Raw genomic sequence first — 17,894 nt, forward strand, 5'->3', positions numbered from 1 at the left:
GCTCCTAGTAGGTCTAAACTAGGAGCTAGATTATTGCTTGGTAAAAGCAGTATATGCATTTCTAATTACCTCTTTCTTCCACTTGGAGAATTAAGCTGTCAATCTTTGTAGAGCAAAGTCACATCAATGGCTGCAATATCGATAATATTAGCTGGCAGGACATTTCAGGTATAAGCTGATGCGAAAGCAAATATTTTCACTTCTAACATTGGTTGTACCAATTACGCTGACACTCATCGGTTGCAGTACCCCAACTACTGATGAGTATGAAGCCACAGCACTCACTAGTTATACTTGGCAAGTAAAATATGCCTACAACTTAACTAACGAAAAATCACCACGCGTTGAAACCTTCGCTACTACATCCTTGCTCAATCGCAATGGTTTAAAGCCTTCTGGTACAGCTATTGGCCCTGATGATAAAGGTTTATGGTGGCCTACTCTACCACCACGACCTTCTGTTGATGAAGTGGAGCAACGGCAAAAACCCCAAGAAGAGGCGAGCAAGCCCGAATTATTGAAAGCTGTGGAGTACAAAATAACTTATAGAGTTGGCGATCAAAAGAGGACACTACCCACTAACTACCAAGTCTATCGGCAAGTAGTGAAGGCGTATCCGTCACGCACCCCTTTGCAGCTGACTTTAGGAATAGGCGATAATTCTGTCGAGAAAGCTGAACCTGTTCGCAATTAAGTAAAGATAAGAGGTTACTCAGAGGCGATCGCTTTTAATAATACATTTGCACTAATACTGTAATACTATTTATACAATCTATCTAAAATTTGATACAGTTGTCAGATAATACATAGACGGTAGATTTTTAATTAATTTAACCACCATAAATTTTTACTAGATGTCAAGCTATGATTGCTCAACACTACGATTTAATTCACGTTGAAAACAACCTGCTTAGACAAATCAAAATTAAAGAAAATCAGTTAAAAATTGCCCAAGAATCTAATATGCCCTATGTCGCAGAAGCATTACAGAGGCAATTGCTAGAGTTACGGTGTCAATCCTCAGAGCCGCAAGACTTTGAATTTAAAGCATTGATGAGTTTGTTAGACGATTAAATTTGTTGTTGATTTCATAACATAATTAACCCAAATCGTACACCTACACTCACAGCCTGGGTGCGCGTTGAGACACCAAGCTTATGAAAAATGGAAGAGATGTGAAACTTCACAGTATGCTCTGAGATCTGCAATCGTTTGGCGATCGCTTTATTTGCCAATCCAGAAGCCAGCATTTCTAAAACTTCGATTTCCCGCGGTGTCAAAGCTTGGATGGAATTGCCTAAACTTGTGTCACGAATACTATCTTTTACAGACAATAAGGACTCAAGTACATCAGGGTGCAGAACTATCAAACCCAAAGCCACTGACTCCACAGCCGCAATAATCTCTGACTCGCTACTGGTTTGGGGCAATATACCTCGAACACCAAAACGCAGCGCCTCTGTCAAGTGAAGGCTGTCGAGTTCATCAGTAATTAGTAGCCAAGCACAAGAGTAAGTTTCCTCTTGGTTGGGAAGCAATTTTTCCCAATCCCATTTCTGTGCATAGCTACTCAAATCTAGCAGCACCACATCAGGTTGTAATTGTCTAATTTCTCTTGTTAGTACATTATTTAAGTCAGCTGTGCTGCCTACCACCATGATTTTGGAATCAGTTGTCAGCACTGCTGACAACCCTGCTCGCACCAAAGGTGATGCAGCAACTACCAGTACCCGAATCATCTTTGCTCCACAGGATTTTTAGTATCAGGCTGTGGACGACTTTCACCACGTAGAAAATGCTCGACAGTTGAACTGGGAATTGCCACACCCAAGCCATTCACAATCATGGTATTAATTCCCACCACATGACCGAGACAGTTGGCAAGAGGCCCACCAGAATTGCCAGGAAACAAGCTAATATCCGCCATCAGCAACCGTTCTTTGTTGGCACAGACAATCCCGGTAGTGACTGCACCTTTGTCAGCAAAGGGATTTCCCACGGCTACAACCAATTCCCCTACGCGCAATTTATCTGTATTCCCAATAGTTGCAGTGGGTAGATTGGTGGCAGCAATTGTGAGAGCAGCTAGATCTAACTCTGGGTCAATTTTGCTACGTACAGCCATAAATACTCGTCCATCTGCAAGTTCAACAGTTGCACGTCTACTAAAAGCAACATGGGCGTTTGTGATGATCAGGCTACCTGGAAAAAGCGGGGAAGACGGCCAAATCACACCGGAACCACCAGAAAAATAACTACTACGAACTTTCACAGTAATATCACGTAGTTTGTTTCCTAAATTTGCCAGTTCAACAGCAATGTTAGTCAATGTTGTGGTATTCATATGTGTCTTGAATGTTTAGTGGTCAATTGGCAATTAAGTAGCTCTTTTTGAAGTGCGTACACTAAAGGCAGGGAACAGGACTATTAAACTCATCTGTCTCCTATCCCCCTAGTCCCTAGCCCTAGCCCCTAGCCCTCTACTTACTCTGTTGCTCGTTCGCCCACAACGATCGCTAATTCTGTCAACACGCCCCCCCTGACAAGTTGCACCTTCACAGTTTTGCCAATGCGATCGCTATTATTTAGCAGTGCCAGTACATCAGCCGTATCGGTTACAGGATTACCATCAAACGCTACCAATACATCTCCGATTATGACACCAGCTTTGTCAGCAGGGCTATTTGGCTCTACATTAACCACAATTACCCCAGTTGCAGCAGGTAAATTGAGTCCAATTTGCAAATTTTTTGGTAATTGTACTGGCTGCATTCCTACACCCAAGTAACCCCGTGCAATTCTTCCAGCCGAAAGCAACTGTTGTAGTACCCGATTTACTGTAGCTGCGGGAATTGTTAAAGCCGTACCGCGTCGCCCCGCCGTGTTCATGCCCATTACAGAACCAGCTGCATCTACAAGTGGCCCGCCTGCAAAACCGGGGTAAAGGGTGATATCTGGGCGGATAAACTGGTCGATATTACCACCACTCATACTTCGCCAAGCACCGCTAACTGCACTGACACTACCCATGGCAGCCCTGATGTCTCCGTCGCTGTTTCTTGCCAACCCCAGTACTAGATGTCCAACTTTGAGGGTTTTAGCATCACCGATTTGTGCCACTGGGATATTTGCATTTTCTAGTTTAAATACGGCAATATCCGTACTGGGATCATGCCCCAGGAGTGTGACTGGCAGCTTGCGATCGCCTGCTAAGGTAACGGTGATTTCGTCATAGCGTTGCAGTGACTCGTCTGAGGTGACAATAATACCATTACGCCAGTGGATACCGCTAGAGGAAATTCGTGTACCAGTATTAATCGCTACTACCGTGTTTTCCACTTGCTCTACGATGGCAGCGATACTGTTAGATAAATCTAGTAATGAAGACATAAATTTTTCCACAATTTTTTCTAGCTGCTCAGATCTTGCCGTTTTATCTTTAAAAATGGCATCGGAAAATTGGGCAGAAGTTTACCTAGAAAAATGGGTAGGGATAAAATAGCATTTTATGCCAACGGTAGCGAAAATCGAAACGTACTTCCTTTATCTAGCTCACTTTCTACTTGAATCTCGCCTCCCTGCAACTCAACTAAACGATGGGAGATAGCTAGACCAATCCCAGTACCACCGGGACTGCGGGCACGCGATCGCTCTGATCGCCAAAATCGGTCAAAGACAAAGGGTAAATCCTTCGCTTTAATACCATGACCTGTATCAATAACTGCAATCCATAACTTGGCAGATTCACTCCAAACCTTTACTGTAATAGATCCTTTGACAGTGTAACGCAACGCATTGCCAAGTAGGTTGACCATAATCTGTTCAACTCGCTCAGGATCGGCAGATACTAAGGGCAGATTGGGCAGACACTCCAAACGCAATACAGGGCCATCTTCTAGTAATTGATCTGAGAATCGTTGTATCAAAGATTGTAGGAGTGGATATAGATCGAGAGGTTGAATATTGATGGGTAGATATCCTGCCTCTGCCTTAGATAGTTCTTGAACATCGTGAACCAAGCGACGTAATCGTGTTGTCTCTGCGGCTAATCTCTGAAAGATTTCTGGCGAAGATTCGATTGTACCATCTGCTAAACCCTCAAGATAACCCTCCAAAATAGTCAATGGTGTACGTAGTTCATGGGTTAAATCTCCCACAAGTTCTCGACGACGCTGTTCTACGTCTTCAAGGTTGGATGCCATACGGTTAAAGCTGATGGCAAGGCGGTTCAACTCTAAAATTTCACTCTCAGGCACACGCGCTTTTAAGTTCCCCTGAGCAAATTGCTGAGTAATTTTCTCCATCTGAATTAAGGGTTGTACGACGCGCCTGGCAACAACATAACTCAAACCACCTGACACCGTGACACCCATTAGTAGGGATAACCAAGCTCCCCGGCTCCAAGCTGACTCAAACTTCCAAATCAGATCGTGGCGAATTTCACTCAGGTCAAATCCTCGTCCTTCCAAACGCTTTAAGTGCAACTCAAACAGTTGAGGCGAGAATAATCTGCCCACAATGAGGAGAGTAATTAACCCAACTAGCATGACAATAATGTGGGAAAACAGTAATCGCGATCGCAGGCTGAGTTTACTCACAATTCGTCCTAAATAACTGGATCTTCAAACTTATAACCCACTCCAATTACAGTTTTAACAAAGGTTGGATTAGCTGAGTCTGGTTCTATTTTTTTTCTTAGGCGTGCAATGTGGGTATCAACAACCCGCTCATCGCCATAAAAGTTACTGCCCCAAAGCTTGTCAATTAGTTGAGTCCGGTTCCAAACCCGACCGGGGTAGCTCATAAATGTTGCTAGCAGTTCAAACTCCAAGGTTGTTAGATCCAAAGGAATAGATTGATTGTTACTCAGAATTCGCCTCGCAGAGCGTTGTTCGAGATTAATGACAAAGTGTTGAGTTTGATAAATCTGACTTTGCTTCCCATGACGTAGTGTCCGTCGTAGGAGCGCTCGCACACGAGCGACTAATTCTTTTGGGCTGAAGGGTTTGATCACGTAGTCATCTGCTCCAGTAGACAAACCGATGACGCGATCGATTTCCTCACCTTTTGCTGTCAACATTAGAATGTAAGGATCTTTAGAGCTTGGTTGCTGTCGAATGCGGGCACAAACTTCCAATCCGTCTAAACACGGAATCATTAGATCCAGAATAATCAAGTCAGGTGTTTGCTCTTGAAACATCTGAATAGCAGTTGTTCCATCTCGACAATGGCGACAAGAAAAGCCTTCTCTTTCCAAGTACAGTTGAATTAACTGAGCAATCTCCAGCTCATCCTCAACAATCAAAATCTCCATTAGCCTAATGAAAGTTTTTCTGTCGACGATCATACAGTAAAGCACAGATGCTTTGAAGATTTAGCAAAGAGCACAGGTAGATTTACAAAAAAATTACAACAGCTAAATTGCGGGACAACAAAAAATTATTTAATAGTCAGTACTATTATGGATTTTATGAGGCTATATCAACACTAACACAGTTTGTAATCAACACTAAAAATTTGTAAATTTGTCACATATTCGTCACAGTATTTTCACATTTTTGTAAAAACATAAGTGTAAATTCACAGATAATAAAATAACTGAAAATTCCTGCTGTTAGGCTGAGTTAACGTGAATTGTTTAGTCTTCATAAATCTTGGAAATTAAGACGGTACTTCATTACAAAATTATTTATTAAATATGGATAAATTAATCACAATTACTATCCCAACATATAACCGTGCTCATTTACTTGATAAACAACTGGCATGGTTAGCTAAAGCAATCAATGGTTTTGAGTCTGAATGTGAAATCATCATTTCTGATAACTGTTCAACAGATAATACACAAGAAATAATTCAAAAATGGCAGCCAGTTTTCAGTAATACTAAATTTAAAGCCCATAAAAATAGCGTCAATATAGGCTTAATGGGTAACATAGCTCTTTGTTTGCAATCTGCTACGAGTAAATATGTTTGGACAGTTGGCGATGACGATCCAATTCAAGAAACAACCCTAGCTTATGTGGTAACAAAATTGAAAGAAAATCCAAGCATAACATTAATGTTTTTGAACTGCTTGGGTCGCAATAAAAAAACAGATAAAATTGTGGTAAATCGTTGGTTTAATAGCGATAGCGATGAGCCGAAACCAAATGGGAAAGATGAATTTCAACGTCATCTAACAGAAAGCTTTGGTGGTGTTCTGTTTATGACAGCGACAATATATAAAACAGAACTAGTGCAATGTGCTTTAAAAAAGTGGCCAACTTCCTATACTAATTTTGTAGCTCAAGCATATTGGGCTGGATTTTGTGCTGCTCATGGCAGCATACTTGTAACTAGAGACACTTATTTAGAGTGTACTATGTATGCTAGTTCTTGGGAGGGCGATCCAAAAATAACAGTCATGATGCAATACATTTATATACCTGAACTTTATGATAAATTAATCGAAATTGGATATCCTCAAAGATTTTGCCGACAGATGATTGTGCAAAATCTGAGAAGAAAAAGTCATTGGAAAATATTATTAGGCGCTTTAATAAAATGGCCAGTTTTAGTAATTAATATAATTATTCCGTACCTCACTCTGGTCAGCATATCTATTTGGAAACTAATTTTCTTGCCCAAACAAAGCAAATCAAAATTTGAAAATTGAACACTTGTAAATGCTCGTATAGCTACCCATACGAGAAATTCTAAACCCAATAATTTTCCTCCTCTGTTTTTGTTACAAAAGCCACAAATTACTTTTGAACCTATGCATCCGTTTGCTAGGACTCAAGGCGATCGCATAAAAATCAAAAGTGAAATGGAAAAAGATAGCATCTTTAGTTTTTGATTAAAGAAGTTGACGTCATGTGGAATTAATAGCGTCAAAGGATGCTAATTTGTGATTTTTCTGGTATGGCTGGGAAATGAGGAAATGCATTAGCACGCTTGAAACAAAAATTTATCACTATGATTGGATTTATGTTTGCTTTTTTCCTCGCTGCGTTTTTGATCAGCTTACTAACTTTATCTGGTTGGGCTACAATCGCCTACTTATTTCCTACCAAGCATTCTCAAGATTAAATTAATTTTTACCTTGACTTACAAGCCTAAGTATACTACACAGTTTTTGTTTTCTCAGTATTTGTTTTTCTCACTCATCTAAAGTAGAAAAATCGTATTTGAGTAACATTTGTAACAAACATATATATTAATTTTATATTAATTGATTAATTTGATTTTTTAAATTTTATACTTAGACCATAACATGGGAGAATCTTGTTAAGATTCTTCCAGCATCATAATTGACATTCTGATTCCCATAAATCTTAATTAAGTGAAAGTACTGTTGTAGCGTCCTTACTAATCCTATTAGTATTTATCTCAAAGAGGTTCAGCTTTAGACAGAGAGTAACATATATGACGTTTATATGTACATTTTCAACCATAATTTGTGTTTGGGCTGGAACACAGAGAGCTTTGTACACTTGGGATAAAGAATGACTAAAATATGTTGTTGCTCGGCTGCCATGAAGCACACAACTATAGTACTAGCAACTATTGAAGCTTAAAATCAGGTAACATACATAAGTTCTTTTACTGAAGACCAAAAACTTGAGGAGTGCCTATGAACAAGATACAATTGGCTTTAGTTGTTAGTTATTTAGTCACAACTGGTTACTTTTTTCTCACTTACTTAAGATTTTCTCTGCGCCATCCCGCTTCTTGTCCAGCAGAAAATTTTCTATCTTTCGTGATGTTTGTAGTGACAACTACTTTATGGCCTTTACTGATTCCCATATCTTTAGTACAAACATTTAAACTTAAGGAATTTAAATTCAGTACAGTGGTTCCTGTGCTTGTTGCCATATCTGCGTTTAGTTTTGTATTTCACATGGCATAGCTGGATTTACTAGTAGTTCGATACACATACATTAATTTATTGTTGCCCAAGTTAATTAAAATAAGCTTTGCTTGGCATTCAAGCCTCTCTCAGCATTTTAGAATGCTAAATGATACCAATTACAAAAGAGGTAAGTAATGGGATCTGCTGACATACAGGGAGCATTATGGGGAGCAGCAGCTCAAGATTAGGCTAATTATCAAGAAGCTACCTCTATTCCACTTTGGCAAGATGTTTTGTATGCTATTCGTGCTGGAGAAGGCATAAAAATTCTCGATGCTGGATGCGGATCTGGTGGTGCGTGCATTGAAGCAGCCAAGCTTGGATGTGAGTTAACAGGTGTTGATGCTAGCGCATCGCTTTTGGCGATCGCGCGCCAAAGATTACCCCAGGCACGCTTTGAATAGGCGGATTTAGAGTCACTCCCCTTCGGTGACGAGGAATTTGACGGTGCGATCGCAGTCAACTCAGTTATGTATGCTAGCGATATGGAGCAAGCAATTAAAGAATTGGCAAGAGTAACTCGCTTGCATGGAAGAGTGGCGATCGCTTCTTGGGGTAAACCAGAAGACTGCGAAATGAGAGATGTCTTTAGTGCTGTAATCAGTATTTTACCTTCTAAACCGTCGGGTGGCGGCCCTTTTGCACTCTCTGCACCCAGAGTATTGGCAGCACTGATTGAAGGTTCAGGATTGCGTTTTGTAGAACAGGGTGAAACTCGTTGTGATTTTGGTTACCCTAACATAGATATATGCTGGCGTGCTTTGTCTTCGGCAGGTTCTTTGCAAGCAGCGATGAATGCGGTTGGAGAAACTGCCGTACGGGAGAAAGTCGAAGATACAGCAAAGAAATACCAGATGCTTCTGGCGCAATTACTTTTCGTAACACCTTTATTTGGGTAGTGGGGGAGCGTGTCTGATGGTTATTTTGGCTGAGGTGTAGCTGTAGCAATCATCATTCCCCATACAATGCCAAATCTGACTTTACTCGCACGACGAATTTCAAATCCTGCCGCCGCAAGCAAATTATGGAATTCAGCTTGAGAGTAGCACTGCTTGTAGGCAGGATCGAAAATTTTGAGTAATATATCGCAAACCTGACACAAAAAATAATCTCTGCACCAATCCAAGATTACCACGCAACCATCAGGTTTGAGAACTCGTTTCATTTCTGTCAGCGCTGCATCGGGGGCATCAAAGTAGTGAAAGGCACTGGCAGAGACAATTACATCAAAACTATCATCTGCAAAAGGCAGTTGTAAGACAGAAGCAGTTTGAAAAGAGACGTTAGTATACTCATGACACTTGTTTTGAGCTATTGCTAACATTTTCTGGGAAATATCCACCCCAACCATATGTTGAGTTGGATTTTCAGCTAGTACAATCTTTTCAAACTCCCCAGTTCCACAGCCAACATCTAACACAGTTGCTGATGGTGGTATCTGTGCCCAATTTTTGAGGAACAATAGCGTATTTAAAATATACCCACTCCAACGGCGATCGTAGACGCTCGCCATCTGGTTATATTGCTGGCTAACTTTAGTTTCCATCATGATCAGTTTTTCGCTTCATGTAACAACATCTGTGCAAACCGATGAGATGGATGATTAGCAGATAAACCACTGCGCCAAATGATAAACAGTTCTTTGCATAAAGGCTTGCCATCCACATGAATCGGAATTGCTTGTAGTATACCTGCTTGAACTTCTTGAGTAACTGATTTTGACAGCACTATTGAAACTCCCAAAGGATAATGATGATATGGTGGCACTATTAATACTAGTTCTTCACTTTGCCAAAGTTGAACTGTAAAGCCAGGGCGATGATTCCACCATTCCATCAGCGCTAAAGATACCTTTGATAAACCCCAGGCTAGCTCTTGCCCCTCAGGTAAAGCAACAGGATCGCAGTAGAGCAGTTGCATTTCAAATCCTGACAGGCTTTGGGCAAGTGCTTTTCCCAATACACCCATGCCCACAATTCCCTGTGTGCGATTTGCCAATCTCATACTGTATAACTGAGGTTGCCAACCAACAAAGCGATTTGTGCGAATCAGGCGATCGCCTTCTAGCATCCGACGTGCTAATCCAATTATTAACCCAACTGTGAGTTCAGCCGTAGGGGCAGTGAGCAGGGAAGGTACGATCGTTCTCAAAACTTTAAGTTTAATTAAAAGTATAAAAAAGTATATTTAAGCTCAGTATATTAGCGTAAAAAAAGAGCTTATACGCTTAATACATAGTGGAGTGGTTGATAGATGAATATATCTTTTGTTCTAGATGTTGCGATCGCCTTAATTTTCATCTATCTAATCTTGAGCTTATTAGCTTCTGAAATTCAAGAGTTGTTAGCTACTGTGTTACAATGGCGGGCGGCTCATCTGAAGAAGTCGATTGAAATTATGTTGACTGGTGGCGAAGGAACAAAAAACGCTCACCAAGTTAAGGAAATTGTTCAAGAGCTTTACGATAACCCTTTAATCAAAAATATCAGTCAAGAATCTAAAGAGGGTGTTGAGGCATGGTTGCGTCACTTAATTCGATCTATTGTCATCTTTGGTAGAAAAAGCCACCAAATTACTCTTAAGGGCAATGAGCCTTCGTATATGCCCTCCGAAACCTTTGCAACTACCTTGCTAGAGAGACTTAATCTTCCCCAATTAGCTCAGAATATGACAGCTCTCAACCTCCAGAAAATGATTAAAGAGGAAATCATTCTCAAAATAGAGAGCTATATCAATGATGGAAATCTGCAAATCACTGAGGAAACTCGCTACACCTTAAAAAACGAGGCTGAGAGTTTGAAGCAGAGAATTAATAACATTCGTGCGGATTTTTGTAGCTCAAAAGCAACTTTACTGACCAGTGTAAACCGAATCAGGGATGAACTCGATTCATTTATTGCCACATCTCAACTGCTGGCACCAAGCTCTGTTCAAAATTACGCCACTTATGAGCAAACAGGCGATCCTGAAGTTCCCATTTTTATTACCCAAATCAAATCCCTCAAAAATGCTATTTTCTATCAAGGTAATCCTAGTTACCACAACGATCATTACAACAATACGGATGAGTTGATCCGGCGGTTGCAGCCCAGTCTTGCCCAAATTCTAGAACTTTTGGTAGGTGAAGTTAAAGATAAAAAGAGCAAAGTGGATCGGATGAGCGAGGCTTACAAATCCTTCAAAGAGGAATTTTGCAACCTCGACAACAACGATGAAATTTATAAAGCATACCAGGCAATCGAACAAGAAATTATCAAAATTCGCGATCGCCTACCTGATTCTGTACGAGAGAGCTTTGCGGCTTTGGCAAGACGTGCTCAAGTTAATCTCAAACGTGCTCAAGCTCAGGAACAAGCCATAGCAGAAGAAATTCATCAATTCCAAACCGAAATTCAAGTTTGGTTTGATCGTTCGATGGAGCGAGCATCGGGTGTTTACAAACGCAATGCCAAAGGAGTTGCTTTTGCGATCGGCTTTTTGCTTGCCATTATTCTGAACGTAGACACCTTTCATATTGTGAATCGCCTGAGGACAGACTCTGCTCTGCGCGATATGCTGGTCAGAAACGGAGAATTAACTACTCAAGCCTGCCTTGGCTCATCAACTAATTCAGGTACACTAGAATGTTTCCGACAGGAAGTAAACCAGACAATCCCATTACCAATCGGGCGAGATGAAACTAACCTCAGGCAGCAAGCTCAAGAAAGCAAGAATTGGTTGTTCCCACCGATGAGAAGCTTTTTGGGTTGGGTTGTTAGTGGATTGGCGATCGCCATGGGTGCGCCTTTTTGGTTTGAACTACTCGGCAAGATCATCAATGTTCGCAACTCCGGAAAACCTCCTGCAAAAATCAGCGTTCATCAAAGCCCACAATTACCCACCCTCCGCTAGAAGCTATTGCTGCTCTTGAATGTGTTGATTTGGATTTTTTGCTATACTCCTATTACAGGATTTATTTTCGGTTGAGAAATTGGTTTTAACACTTAAAAGCGTCTCTCCGAATCTAACTCTACATTTTGCTGATTGCGGAGATGACTATGTCGATTTATATCGGTAACTTATCCTATGAGGTTACAGAAGAAGACCTTAGGGGGGTTTTTGGCGAGTACGGAAAAGTTAAGAGCGTTCAAGTACCAATGGATAGGGTAACTGGACGTCTACGTGGTTTCGCTTTTGTAGAAATGGATACAGAGTCACAAGAAACAGCGGCGATTGAAGCACTGGATGGCGCGGAATGGATGGGACGCAATATGAAGGTTAATAAAGCCAGACCACGCCAGGATAGAAATCAAAGAAGTTATTCAGATGGTAACTTTGGTAATAATAACCGCAATAATCGTCGCTATTAAAATTTTTGATAAAAAAATTCACATCTAGAGTCTCCAGCAGCTCACAATAAATCACTTGAGTCTGCTGGAATTTTTTATATACATCAACTTTTCAGTATTCACCCACATCAGGAGTAATAAGTGATGACGCAAGTAGTGTTGGGAGAAAACGAAGGAATTGAGTCAGCGTTGCGAAGATTTAAGCGCCAAGTTTCTCAAGCAGGTATCTTCCAAGATTTGAGAAAAAATCGTCATTTTGAAACTCCATTGCAAAAAGAAAAACGTAAAGCTGTTGCTAGACGCAAGCAACGTTCGAGAAACGGTTCTCGCTACAGATAAACATACATAAAGCTCATCTACTGTTTGTCTTGGCTTCAATCGGTGCTTTACTACTCATCGATTCGGTAGTAACAAGATTTTCTTTACGGAATCTCAGCAATACAGGATGTATGAAGGAGTGTGCTCGCAAACTTTTGCTGATACTGTTAATTACTAGGCTCTTGCTGTGCTATTGACGAGAAAATGCTACGACTTTATCATGTTTTACTCGGTGGTGCTTTACTATTGTTACTACCGTTGGGAATAAAGGTTGTTAGTCCGCGCCTATCTAAAACAAATGGTATGCCACAACAGCCTCAGACTTCTTCTCTCACACCAAAATCAAATCAGGGTAATATTTGGAAGAATATTTTGGATCAAACGACTTCTCCTACAGGTTGGCAGGTTGCTGCTTGTGATGGCAATGCACCTTTAATGTGTGTATCTGCCAACGGAAGGCGTTTGGGTACGGTGGAGATGAGAGTTTATCCGCTAGACAAACAACAGAATTTTCAAAATCAACTGCGTAAAGCTGGAATTGAACCTGATAAGAATGTGGATTATCAAAATCCTCAGTACCAAATTCAGGTATCAACAGCATTGAATGCTTGGGTTAATGACTATTACACATTTTTAGCAAAAGAACGTCAAGGTAGTTACGGTAATCGCATTGGTTTTTCAACCCATCCCCCGCAAAAAGTTCAGGTTGGTAAGCTTCAAGGATTGAGTTATGGTTTTACTGGATTGAAGGTACAAGGTGGAGTACAAGAACACCATCTCGGTTATGTTGCCTTTGATGGTAAGAATCTTTATGTGATTAAAACTGCTTTTAATCCAAGCTTAAAAACAGGCAAGTTCGATAAACTGGAAAATTTGGCGATTTTTGAACCTTATCTGCACGCGATCGCTGCAAATTTGCGATTGCCGTAGTCAGGTATGGTAACCTGACTTCTGAAATGCAATTGTCATAATTTCGTTTAGTTGCATTCGCGAATTATTCAGTTTTTCTCCTGCAATTGCTGGCAGTTATACTTGCTGCCAGCAACACTGGTGTTTATAGTAAAAGTTATCTATATTACAAAATATGTGATTTATCTCCTATCGAGACCGAGATATTTTATGGTCTTGATAGCGAGTAAATAGTACATTGAATTCTCAAGTCTTTTTTACGTTAAAATTGCACCCTTGAAAACCTGAGGGCTATAAGCATTTGCAGTAAGGTGTTTCATTCTGAAATATTTTTAAAGATTTATTCAAATTGAAGAACTGCTACTAATATTAAATTTTGGTATAAAAATGTTTTCTGATGTTACATATAAAAAGCCTAGTTTAGATCATCTGTTGTTTGCAGATGAAATTCCTGTCATTAAATCTATCTATGTAATTAGATTAAGACTAACTAGATTTGTAGGTGCAGATTTACCATCCCCAATTCTTCCTTGGGTGTTTGATAAACTAAATTTGGGAATGGGTAATGAAAATACAATAGCGAAAAATTTTATAGGAAAAATTCGTTATCAACTTCTTTTATTTGTTGCTAAAAAAACTTCTCATCTACCAGAAACAAAGTTAAAATCTCTAATTAGAAAGATTTGGCAACAGCTTAACTATTGTTTATGGCAACTAGAAGAATTTATAGATGGAAGTTGGCTATTTATCAAAAGACTAATTACAGGCATAATATTTATTGGTTTTTCTGAGGGTATTATATTATCAGAATTGGATGAAATTGGATTAAGAATTTTGAAAAGTCTTGACATGGAAGACTACGAGACAAGAATGAACAGTTTGTTCAATGGGATAAAAAATAAAAACTGTTTTTATGAATTGTTGTACATTTTAACTTTTATATATACCATATTGTGTTTATTAGTCTTCATAAACCAGTTAACTCCATATATTAATCAAATATATACTTTAGTAATTAGTATACTTTACAAGCTCATCCCTACATCCTATATTCCGAATATTTTGATATATTTTTTGTTTTTAATTTTATTTGTATTTCTATTGATATTTTTAATTAATGTCTTAACAGTGATTCCCATAAGAATTCTTTCGAGAATAAGAGACGTAGAATATTGTGAATCTACTGCCTTGGTAGAGATACTAAGAATTTTATTTGAATTAGCTAGAGATAATGCATTAACTGAACCGATTGCAAGGGAGTCAATGATTTATAGGACAGAGCGTTTAGCTTATTTGACAAGACTAATACCTTTTAAATACCCTTATAAAAACTATAGCATCTCGCAGCATTTTATCAATATTTCTGAATTGATTAGAGAAAAGGGAAAACTGTTATTTATTCCTACGGAAAGTACTTTGCCAAATTTGCGAAATGACTTTTACAAACTTGCTGGTATATTTATTACAGGATACTATGGAAATTTTAATATTTTGTTTCCTGAGTTTCAGATAGTTTCTGTAGAACCAACACCACTCAAGACAAAAAAAGGAGGGAAGTTAATATACCTAATACAAGGCATCGGTTTTATGATACCTCTAATAGTTTTAGTATGTCTTATGGTGTTACCAAATCTAGAAAATTTTCTACATATTAAACCTAATTATGAATTACTATTTTTACTTTCCATCTCTTGGTTACTTCTTGGAATTGATAGTTATCTAAAATTAGGTGTTACCAAAAGCTTTATAGATTTTGTCAAAGGCTTGAAAGAATTAGCTTAGAAACAACTCAAAACTAACTTCATTCGAGATTCATCCGCTTAGGAACTGGTTAAGCTAACTTCTGATTTTTAGCTGATTGTTCTCTCAATAAATACAGAGAACAGGAAAGGGGATATGAGGGAAGAAGGTATTTCTTTCATTTGTTACTAGTGGCACTCGCTGCTAGTTGGAGGCTCACATCAAAAAAGATAATTAGTAATATTTTCTACTACTAATTATCTATACTAATTTATCAGACTAAATTTCAGCTACAGCCCGTTCAATTAATCGACGTGCTAGAGTTTGCGTGCCTGTATGTTCATAATAATTTGTTGCCACATCTAAGAATGCAGCTAGGTAATCTAATTTGTCATCGCTAACTTCGACAAAGTTTTGCAAATGGTGAACTACCTTTTGAGGCGTTAAATCACGCGAAGCAACTAAACCGCTCATCCAACCTTTAACTGAGTCAAAGCTTTCGCCGATAAAATTCAATTTACCAGCAGGATTATTTCCTGGAATTGCATCTTGAATGCTCTTAAAAGTTGAGTTTTGCTCTAACTCTTGTGGGCTTGTCTGGCTGATCAAAGATAGACCTTTACTGATAAAGTCAGGGCCAAGGGGTATCAAACCATCGACACAAACCAGCGCTACCATGCGGATTAATGACTCGCCGCTATACTCACCCAAAGAAGCAACAAAGTCTCCGATGCTATCTCCGGGAATGCCGTTAATATGACAAAATGCTACTAACTCCGCTACTAATTTCAAGCATAAATCAATAGTTTGAGCTTTGTCTGGTTTGGGAGTAACAGCATTGAGAAAGCCTAACAAAGGAACTTTTTCTCCTACCTTGTTAGCTAAAGCCGCCGCACCAAGAGCTTTATCTGTACTATCAACAGTTTGATACAGCCACATTGCCCGTTGATATCCTTGAGAGTGATCGTTGTAGAGATATATTGCCCGCTCGCCGATCGCCTGAATTAGACTATCGTCGGTTTCGCCAGTCACGGTTTTAATAGTGTTGACAAAACCAACTACGTTTTGCCACTCGCCAGGAGCGACAAAATCTAGAGAGTTAAGCATTGAAACAGTTAAGCTACTGGTTGGCAACTCATCAACCAACTCAAATATTGGTTTACTCACAAAAATCTCCTTATTTATATTTAGTCATTTGTCATTGGTCATTGGTCATGTGTTCTTCGCTAATGACAAATAACAGATGACTGAGGACAATCTTTTATTTCAGTCGTGCTAGCCCGTTGAGATTAAATTTTTGGAGCCAAGCTTCGCGATCGCTGGCTGTAAATGATGGTGAGCGGGAAAGCACTTTTACTTGGTAGCGATTGTTTACCAGTACTGCTGTTTGTGTATTGCCAATTTCCCGCGCTGGATAACCTGCAATTTTTTTAGTGCTGTTTGCATAGCTAGCTGCTGTTGTTGGTGTGCTTGTGGTATCAGAAATAGCCAGCATAGCCATATCTTTGCCGTCTTTTTTCAACTTGGCTTCAGCAAAACCCTTTTTCTCTTGAGTGAATACACGTTCATAACCATTTCCCGCCGGTGGGAAAAATTTATTAAATTCGCCACCCTGAGTAGCATTTTTAGCAACGGCTTGACCTGCTTTTTGTCGGCTGCTTTCCTGCTGCACTTGATCAAAGCGTCCGGGTTCTTTGGGAGTGCAAGCTGTTGTCAGTAATAATAATGACAATAAAACAACTGCAAAAATCCTACGAACACGAAGAAAATTCATGCTTGGCTCCTGTTAATGCTGAACTGAGATAAAGAGTGAAGTCAGCTATACTGAAATTAATCAGTAAAAATTATTTCACACTTTTTTTTAATCCTTCAGATTCTCTTCAAGGCAATTATCAGCGTTTTGATCGGTCAATATCAGAAAATTCACTTTTTAATAACACTTCTAGAGTGTTGTAATGTTAAGCTGCTAAACCGTTATGTTTAGTGACTGCGATAAGCGATCGCCGCATAGAATGGATCTCCACCACCACCAAACCATTGAAAAAAATTAGCAAGCTGACTTGTACGAATAATCACTTCTGGGGTAGTAAATCCAGGATGTAACTGAAAATAGCTTTTGACTAATTCAACTCTAGTTGCTTCTGAACCATCGCGCCACGCTTGAATCGCCTTTTGAAAAAACATTCGGTTAGAGAAGCTAATTATTGCCACACCACCCGGTTTCAGAACGCGGTGGATCTCGGAAAAGACTGCCTCAGGATATTGTAAGTATTGCACAGAGACACAGTTGAGAACGGCATCAAAATCTTGATCTTGGAGTGGTAATTTAGGATTTGCGTTGAGGTCTTGTACGAAATAATGATTTAAGCGAGGATTGCGTGCTAGTTCTTCAGCATTGAGTCCGTGTCCTTCAACATGGGCAAACTCCATTTCTTCTGGCAAATGAGATACCCAACTACTCATGATATCAAGAATACGAGTGTTGGGTTGCAGACGCTGGCGATATAAATCCGTTAGCTGTTGAATAAACCCTTCATCCACATGAGTGACAAAGCGTGGAAAAGAATAAAACAGTTTGTCGTCGCTTGTGTCTAACTTATTACGTTGATCTGGTTTTAGCAGCATAAAAAATCGATTTCAAGAGAATTTTTGCCTATAATTTGTTGAATTAACAGGTATTGTGTCGTGAGAAAAATTTATAA

19 protein-coding genes and 1 pseudogene are annotated in these 17,894 nt (G+C 39.5%); 10 read left to right on the forward strand and 10 right to left on the reverse strand.

Going from position 1 to position 17,894, the window contains the following annotated elements; all coding sequences use genetic code 11:
* Positions 1 to 178: 178 nt before the first annotated feature.
* Together UYC_RS0102350 and UYC_RS0102355 are read left to right on the forward strand one after the other, a co-directional pair.
* Positions 179 to 694: a hypothetical protein gene (locus UYC_RS0102350; RefSeq protein ID WP_016873031.1), complete on the forward strand. Its 516-nt coding sequence runs from the start codon at positions 179 to 181 to the stop codon at positions 692 to 694.
* Between the two features lie 170 nt (positions 695 to 864).
* On the forward strand, positions 865 to 1,074 hold the full coding sequence (locus tag UYC_RS0102355; protein WP_016873032.1) for a hypothetical protein: 210 nt from the start codon (positions 865 to 867) through the stop codon (positions 1,072 to 1,074).
* Between the two features lie 14 nt (positions 1,075 to 1,088).
* Here UYC_RS0102355 and UYC_RS0102360 read toward each other — a convergent pair whose 3' ends face one another.
* The 5 genes from UYC_RS0102360 to UYC_RS0102380 form a co-directional block, all read right to left on the reverse strand.
* Positions 1,089 to 1,739 (reverse strand): response regulator transcription factor, encoded by a 651-nt coding sequence (locus UYC_RS0102360; protein WP_016873033.1) that lies wholly within the window; start codon positions 1,737 to 1,739, stop codon positions 1,089 to 1,091.
* Entirely contained in the window at positions 1,736 to 2,344 is a 609-nt protein-coding gene (locus UYC_RS0102365) for a S1C family serine protease (RefSeq protein WP_016873034.1), read from the reverse strand. Before UYC_RS0102365 ends, UYC_RS0102360 begins: the two co-directional genes overlap by 4 nt.
* A 140-nt stretch (positions 2,345 to 2,484) precedes the next feature.
* Positions 2,485 to 3,390 carry a S1C family serine protease gene (locus UYC_RS0102370; protein WP_016873035.1) on the reverse strand — a complete coding sequence of 302 codons (906 nt, stop codon included), beginning with the start codon at positions 3,388 to 3,390 and terminating at the stop codon, positions 2,485 to 2,487.
* Between the two features lie 116 nt (positions 3,391 to 3,506).
* Positions 3,507 to 4,547: a sensor histidine kinase gene (locus UYC_RS0102375; RefSeq protein ID WP_016873036.1), complete on the reverse strand. Its 1,041-nt coding sequence runs from the start codon at positions 4,545 to 4,547 to the stop codon at positions 3,507 to 3,509.
* Positions 4,548 to 4,606: 59 nt separating this feature from the next.
* Positions 4,607 to 5,314, reverse strand: coding sequence for a response regulator (locus UYC_RS0102380; RefSeq protein ID WP_016873037.1), 708 nt, complete (start codon positions 5,312 to 5,314; stop codon positions 4,607 to 4,609).
* 384 nt (positions 5,315 to 5,698) lie between these two features.
* Here UYC_RS0102380 and UYC_RS0102385 point away from each other — a divergent pair, with 384 nt between their 5' ends.
* From UYC_RS0102385 to UYC_RS0102405, 3 genes and pseudogenes are all read left to right on the forward strand, one after another.
* The gene (locus UYC_RS0102385) at positions 5,699 to 6,658 is read left to right on the forward strand and encodes a glycosyltransferase family 2 protein (RefSeq protein WP_016873038.1); all 960 of its coding nucleotides are present in this window, start codon (positions 5,699 to 5,701) and stop codon (positions 6,656 to 6,658) included.
* A 960-nt stretch (positions 6,659 to 7,618) separates the two neighbouring features.
* Positions 7,619 to 7,894, forward strand: a complete 276-nt coding sequence (locus UYC_RS0102395) for a hypothetical protein (RefSeq protein WP_016873040.1) — start codon at positions 7,619 to 7,621, stop codon at positions 7,892 to 7,894.
* Positions 7,895 to 8,130: 236 nt separating this feature from the next.
* A pseudogene (locus tag UYC_RS0102405) lies at positions 8,131 to 8,796 on the forward strand (class I SAM-dependent methyltransferase).
* A gap of 20 nt (positions 8,797 to 8,816) precedes the next feature.
* On the opposite strand, the gene UYC_RS0102410 reads toward UYC_RS0102405, so the two are convergent.
* On the reverse strand, positions 8,817 to 9,446 hold the full coding sequence (locus UYC_RS0102410) for a class I SAM-dependent methyltransferase (protein WP_026087331.1): 630 nt from the start codon (positions 9,444 to 9,446) through the stop codon (positions 8,817 to 8,819).
* 2 nt (positions 9,447 to 9,448) lie between these two features.
* The gene (locus UYC_RS0102415; protein ID WP_235082867.1) at positions 9,449 to 10,048 is read right to left on the reverse strand and encodes an NAD(P)-dependent oxidoreductase; all 600 of its coding nucleotides are present in this window, start codon (positions 10,046 to 10,048) and stop codon (positions 9,449 to 9,451) included.
* Positions 10,049 to 10,150: 102 nt separating this feature from the next.
* Here UYC_RS0102415 and UYC_RS0102420 point away from each other — a divergent pair, with 102 nt between their 5' ends.
* The 5 genes from UYC_RS0102420 (at position 10,151) to UYC_RS0102440 (ending at position 15,234) form a co-directional block, all read left to right on the forward strand.
* Positions 10,151 to 11,788 carry a hypothetical protein gene (locus UYC_RS0102420; RefSeq protein WP_016873045.1) on the forward strand — a complete coding sequence of 546 codons (1,638 nt, stop codon included), beginning with the start codon at positions 10,151 to 10,153 and terminating at the stop codon, positions 11,786 to 11,788.
* A gap of 146 nt (positions 11,789 to 11,934) precedes the next feature.
* A complete protein-coding gene (locus UYC_RS0102425) occupies positions 11,935 to 12,246 on the forward strand; it encodes an RNA recognition motif domain-containing protein (RefSeq protein ID WP_016873046.1) in 312 nt (103 codons plus the stop codon).
* Positions 12,247 to 12,369: 123 nt separating this feature from the next.
* On the forward strand, positions 12,370 to 12,564 hold the full coding sequence (rpsU, locus tag UYC_RS0102430) for a 30S ribosomal protein S21 (RefSeq protein WP_016873047.1): 195 nt from the start codon (positions 12,370 to 12,372) through the stop codon (positions 12,562 to 12,564).
* Between the two features lie 183 nt (positions 12,565 to 12,747).
* Positions 12,748 to 13,473, forward strand: coding sequence for a hypothetical protein (locus tag UYC_RS0102435; RefSeq protein ID WP_016873048.1), 726 nt, complete (start codon positions 12,748 to 12,750; stop codon positions 13,471 to 13,473).
* A 366-nt stretch (positions 13,474 to 13,839) separates the two neighbouring features.
* A complete protein-coding gene (locus tag UYC_RS0102440; protein WP_016873049.1) occupies positions 13,840 to 15,234 on the forward strand; it encodes a hypothetical protein in 1,395 nt (464 codons plus the stop codon).
* A 237-nt stretch (positions 15,235 to 15,471) separates the two neighbouring features.
* Here UYC_RS0102440 and UYC_RS0102445 read toward each other — a convergent pair whose 3' ends face one another.
* The 3 genes from UYC_RS0102445 to UYC_RS0102455 all read right to left on the reverse strand — a co-directional run bounded on the left by UYC_RS0102445 (position 15,472) and on the right by UYC_RS0102455 (position 17,817).
* Positions 15,472 to 16,359: a hypothetical protein gene (locus tag UYC_RS0102445; protein ID WP_016873050.1), complete on the reverse strand. Its 888-nt coding sequence runs from the start codon at positions 16,357 to 16,359 to the stop codon at positions 15,472 to 15,474.
* A 94-nt stretch (positions 16,360 to 16,453) separates the two neighbouring features.
* Complete coding sequence (locus UYC_RS0102450) at positions 16,454 to 16,966, reverse strand: hypothetical protein (RefSeq protein ID WP_016873051.1); 513 nt, start codon at positions 16,964 to 16,966, stop codon at positions 16,454 to 16,456.
* Positions 16,967 to 17,172: 206 nt separating this feature from the next.
* The gene (locus tag UYC_RS0102455; protein WP_016873052.1) at positions 17,173 to 17,817 is read right to left on the reverse strand and encodes a class I SAM-dependent methyltransferase; all 645 of its coding nucleotides are present in this window, start codon (positions 17,815 to 17,817) and stop codon (positions 17,173 to 17,175) included.
* Positions 17,818 to 17,894 lie beyond the last annotated feature (77 nt).

The sequence above is a fragment of the Chlorogloeopsis fritschii PCC 6912 genome, from assembly GCF_000317285.1.
Lineage (GTDB): Bacteria > Cyanobacteriota > Cyanobacteriia > Cyanobacteriales > Nostocaceae > Chlorogloeopsis > Chlorogloeopsis fritschii.

What these genes read in the sequence shown, in the direction of transcription:
- UYC_RS0102380 (WP_016873037.1), bottom strand. Translation starts at nt 5,314, where the DNA reads ATGGAGATTTTGATTGTTGAGGATGAGCTGGAGATTGCTCAGTTAATT.
- UYC_RS0102370 (WP_016873035.1), bottom strand. Translation starts at nt 3,390, where the DNA reads ATGTCTTCATTACTAGATTTATCTAACAGTATCGCTGCCATCGTAGAG.
- UYC_RS0102435 (WP_016873048.1), top strand. Translation starts at nt 12,748, where the DNA reads ATGCTACGACTTTATCATGTTTTACTCGGTGGTGCTTTACTATTGTTA.
- UYC_RS0102360 (WP_016873033.1), bottom strand. Translation starts at nt 1,739, where the DNA reads ATGATTCGGGTACTGGTAGTTGCTGCATCACCTTTGGTGCGAGCAGGG.
- UYC_RS0102440 (WP_016873049.1), top strand. Translation starts at nt 13,840, where the DNA reads ATGTTTTCTGATGTTACATATAAAAAGCCTAGTTTAGATCATCTGTTG.
- UYC_RS0102420 (WP_016873045.1), top strand. Translation starts at nt 10,151, where the DNA reads ATGAATATATCTTTTGTTCTAGATGTTGCGATCGCCTTAATTTTCATC.
- UYC_RS0102350 (WP_016873031.1), top strand. Translation starts at nt 179, where the DNA reads ATGCGAAAGCAAATATTTTCACTTCTAACATTGGTTGTACCAATTACG.
- UYC_RS0102425 (WP_016873046.1), top strand. Translation starts at nt 11,935, where the DNA reads ATGTCGATTTATATCGGTAACTTATCCTATGAGGTTACAGAAGAAGAC.
- UYC_RS0102455 (WP_016873052.1), bottom strand. Translation starts at nt 17,817, where the DNA reads ATGCTGCTAAAACCAGATCAACGTAATAAGTTAGACACAAGCGACGAC.
- UYC_RS0102375 (WP_016873036.1), bottom strand. Translation starts at nt 4,547, where the DNA reads ATGCTAGTTGGGTTAATTACTCTCCTCATTGTGGGCAGATTATTCTCG.
- UYC_RS0102385 (WP_016873038.1), top strand. Translation starts at nt 5,699, where the DNA reads ATGGATAAATTAATCACAATTACTATCCCAACATATAACCGTGCTCAT.
- UYC_RS0102450 (WP_016873051.1), bottom strand. Translation starts at nt 16,966, where the DNA reads ATGAATTTTCTTCGTGTTCGTAGGATTTTTGCAGTTGTTTTATTGTCA.
- UYC_RS0102355 (WP_016873032.1), top strand. Translation starts at nt 865, where the DNA reads ATGATTGCTCAACACTACGATTTAATTCACGTTGAAAACAACCTGCTT.
- rpsU (WP_016873047.1), top strand. Translation starts at nt 12,370, where the DNA reads ATGACGCAAGTAGTGTTGGGAGAAAACGAAGGAATTGAGTCAGCGTTG.
- UYC_RS0102365 (WP_016873034.1), bottom strand. Translation starts at nt 2,344, where the DNA reads ATGAATACCACAACATTGACTAACATTGCTGTTGAACTGGCAAATTTA.
- UYC_RS0102410 (WP_026087331.1), bottom strand. Translation starts at nt 9,446, where the DNA reads ATGATGGAAACTAAAGTTAGCCAGCAATATAACCAGATGGCGAGCGTC.
- UYC_RS0102395 (WP_016873040.1), top strand. Translation starts at nt 7,619, where the DNA reads ATGAACAAGATACAATTGGCTTTAGTTGTTAGTTATTTAGTCACAACT.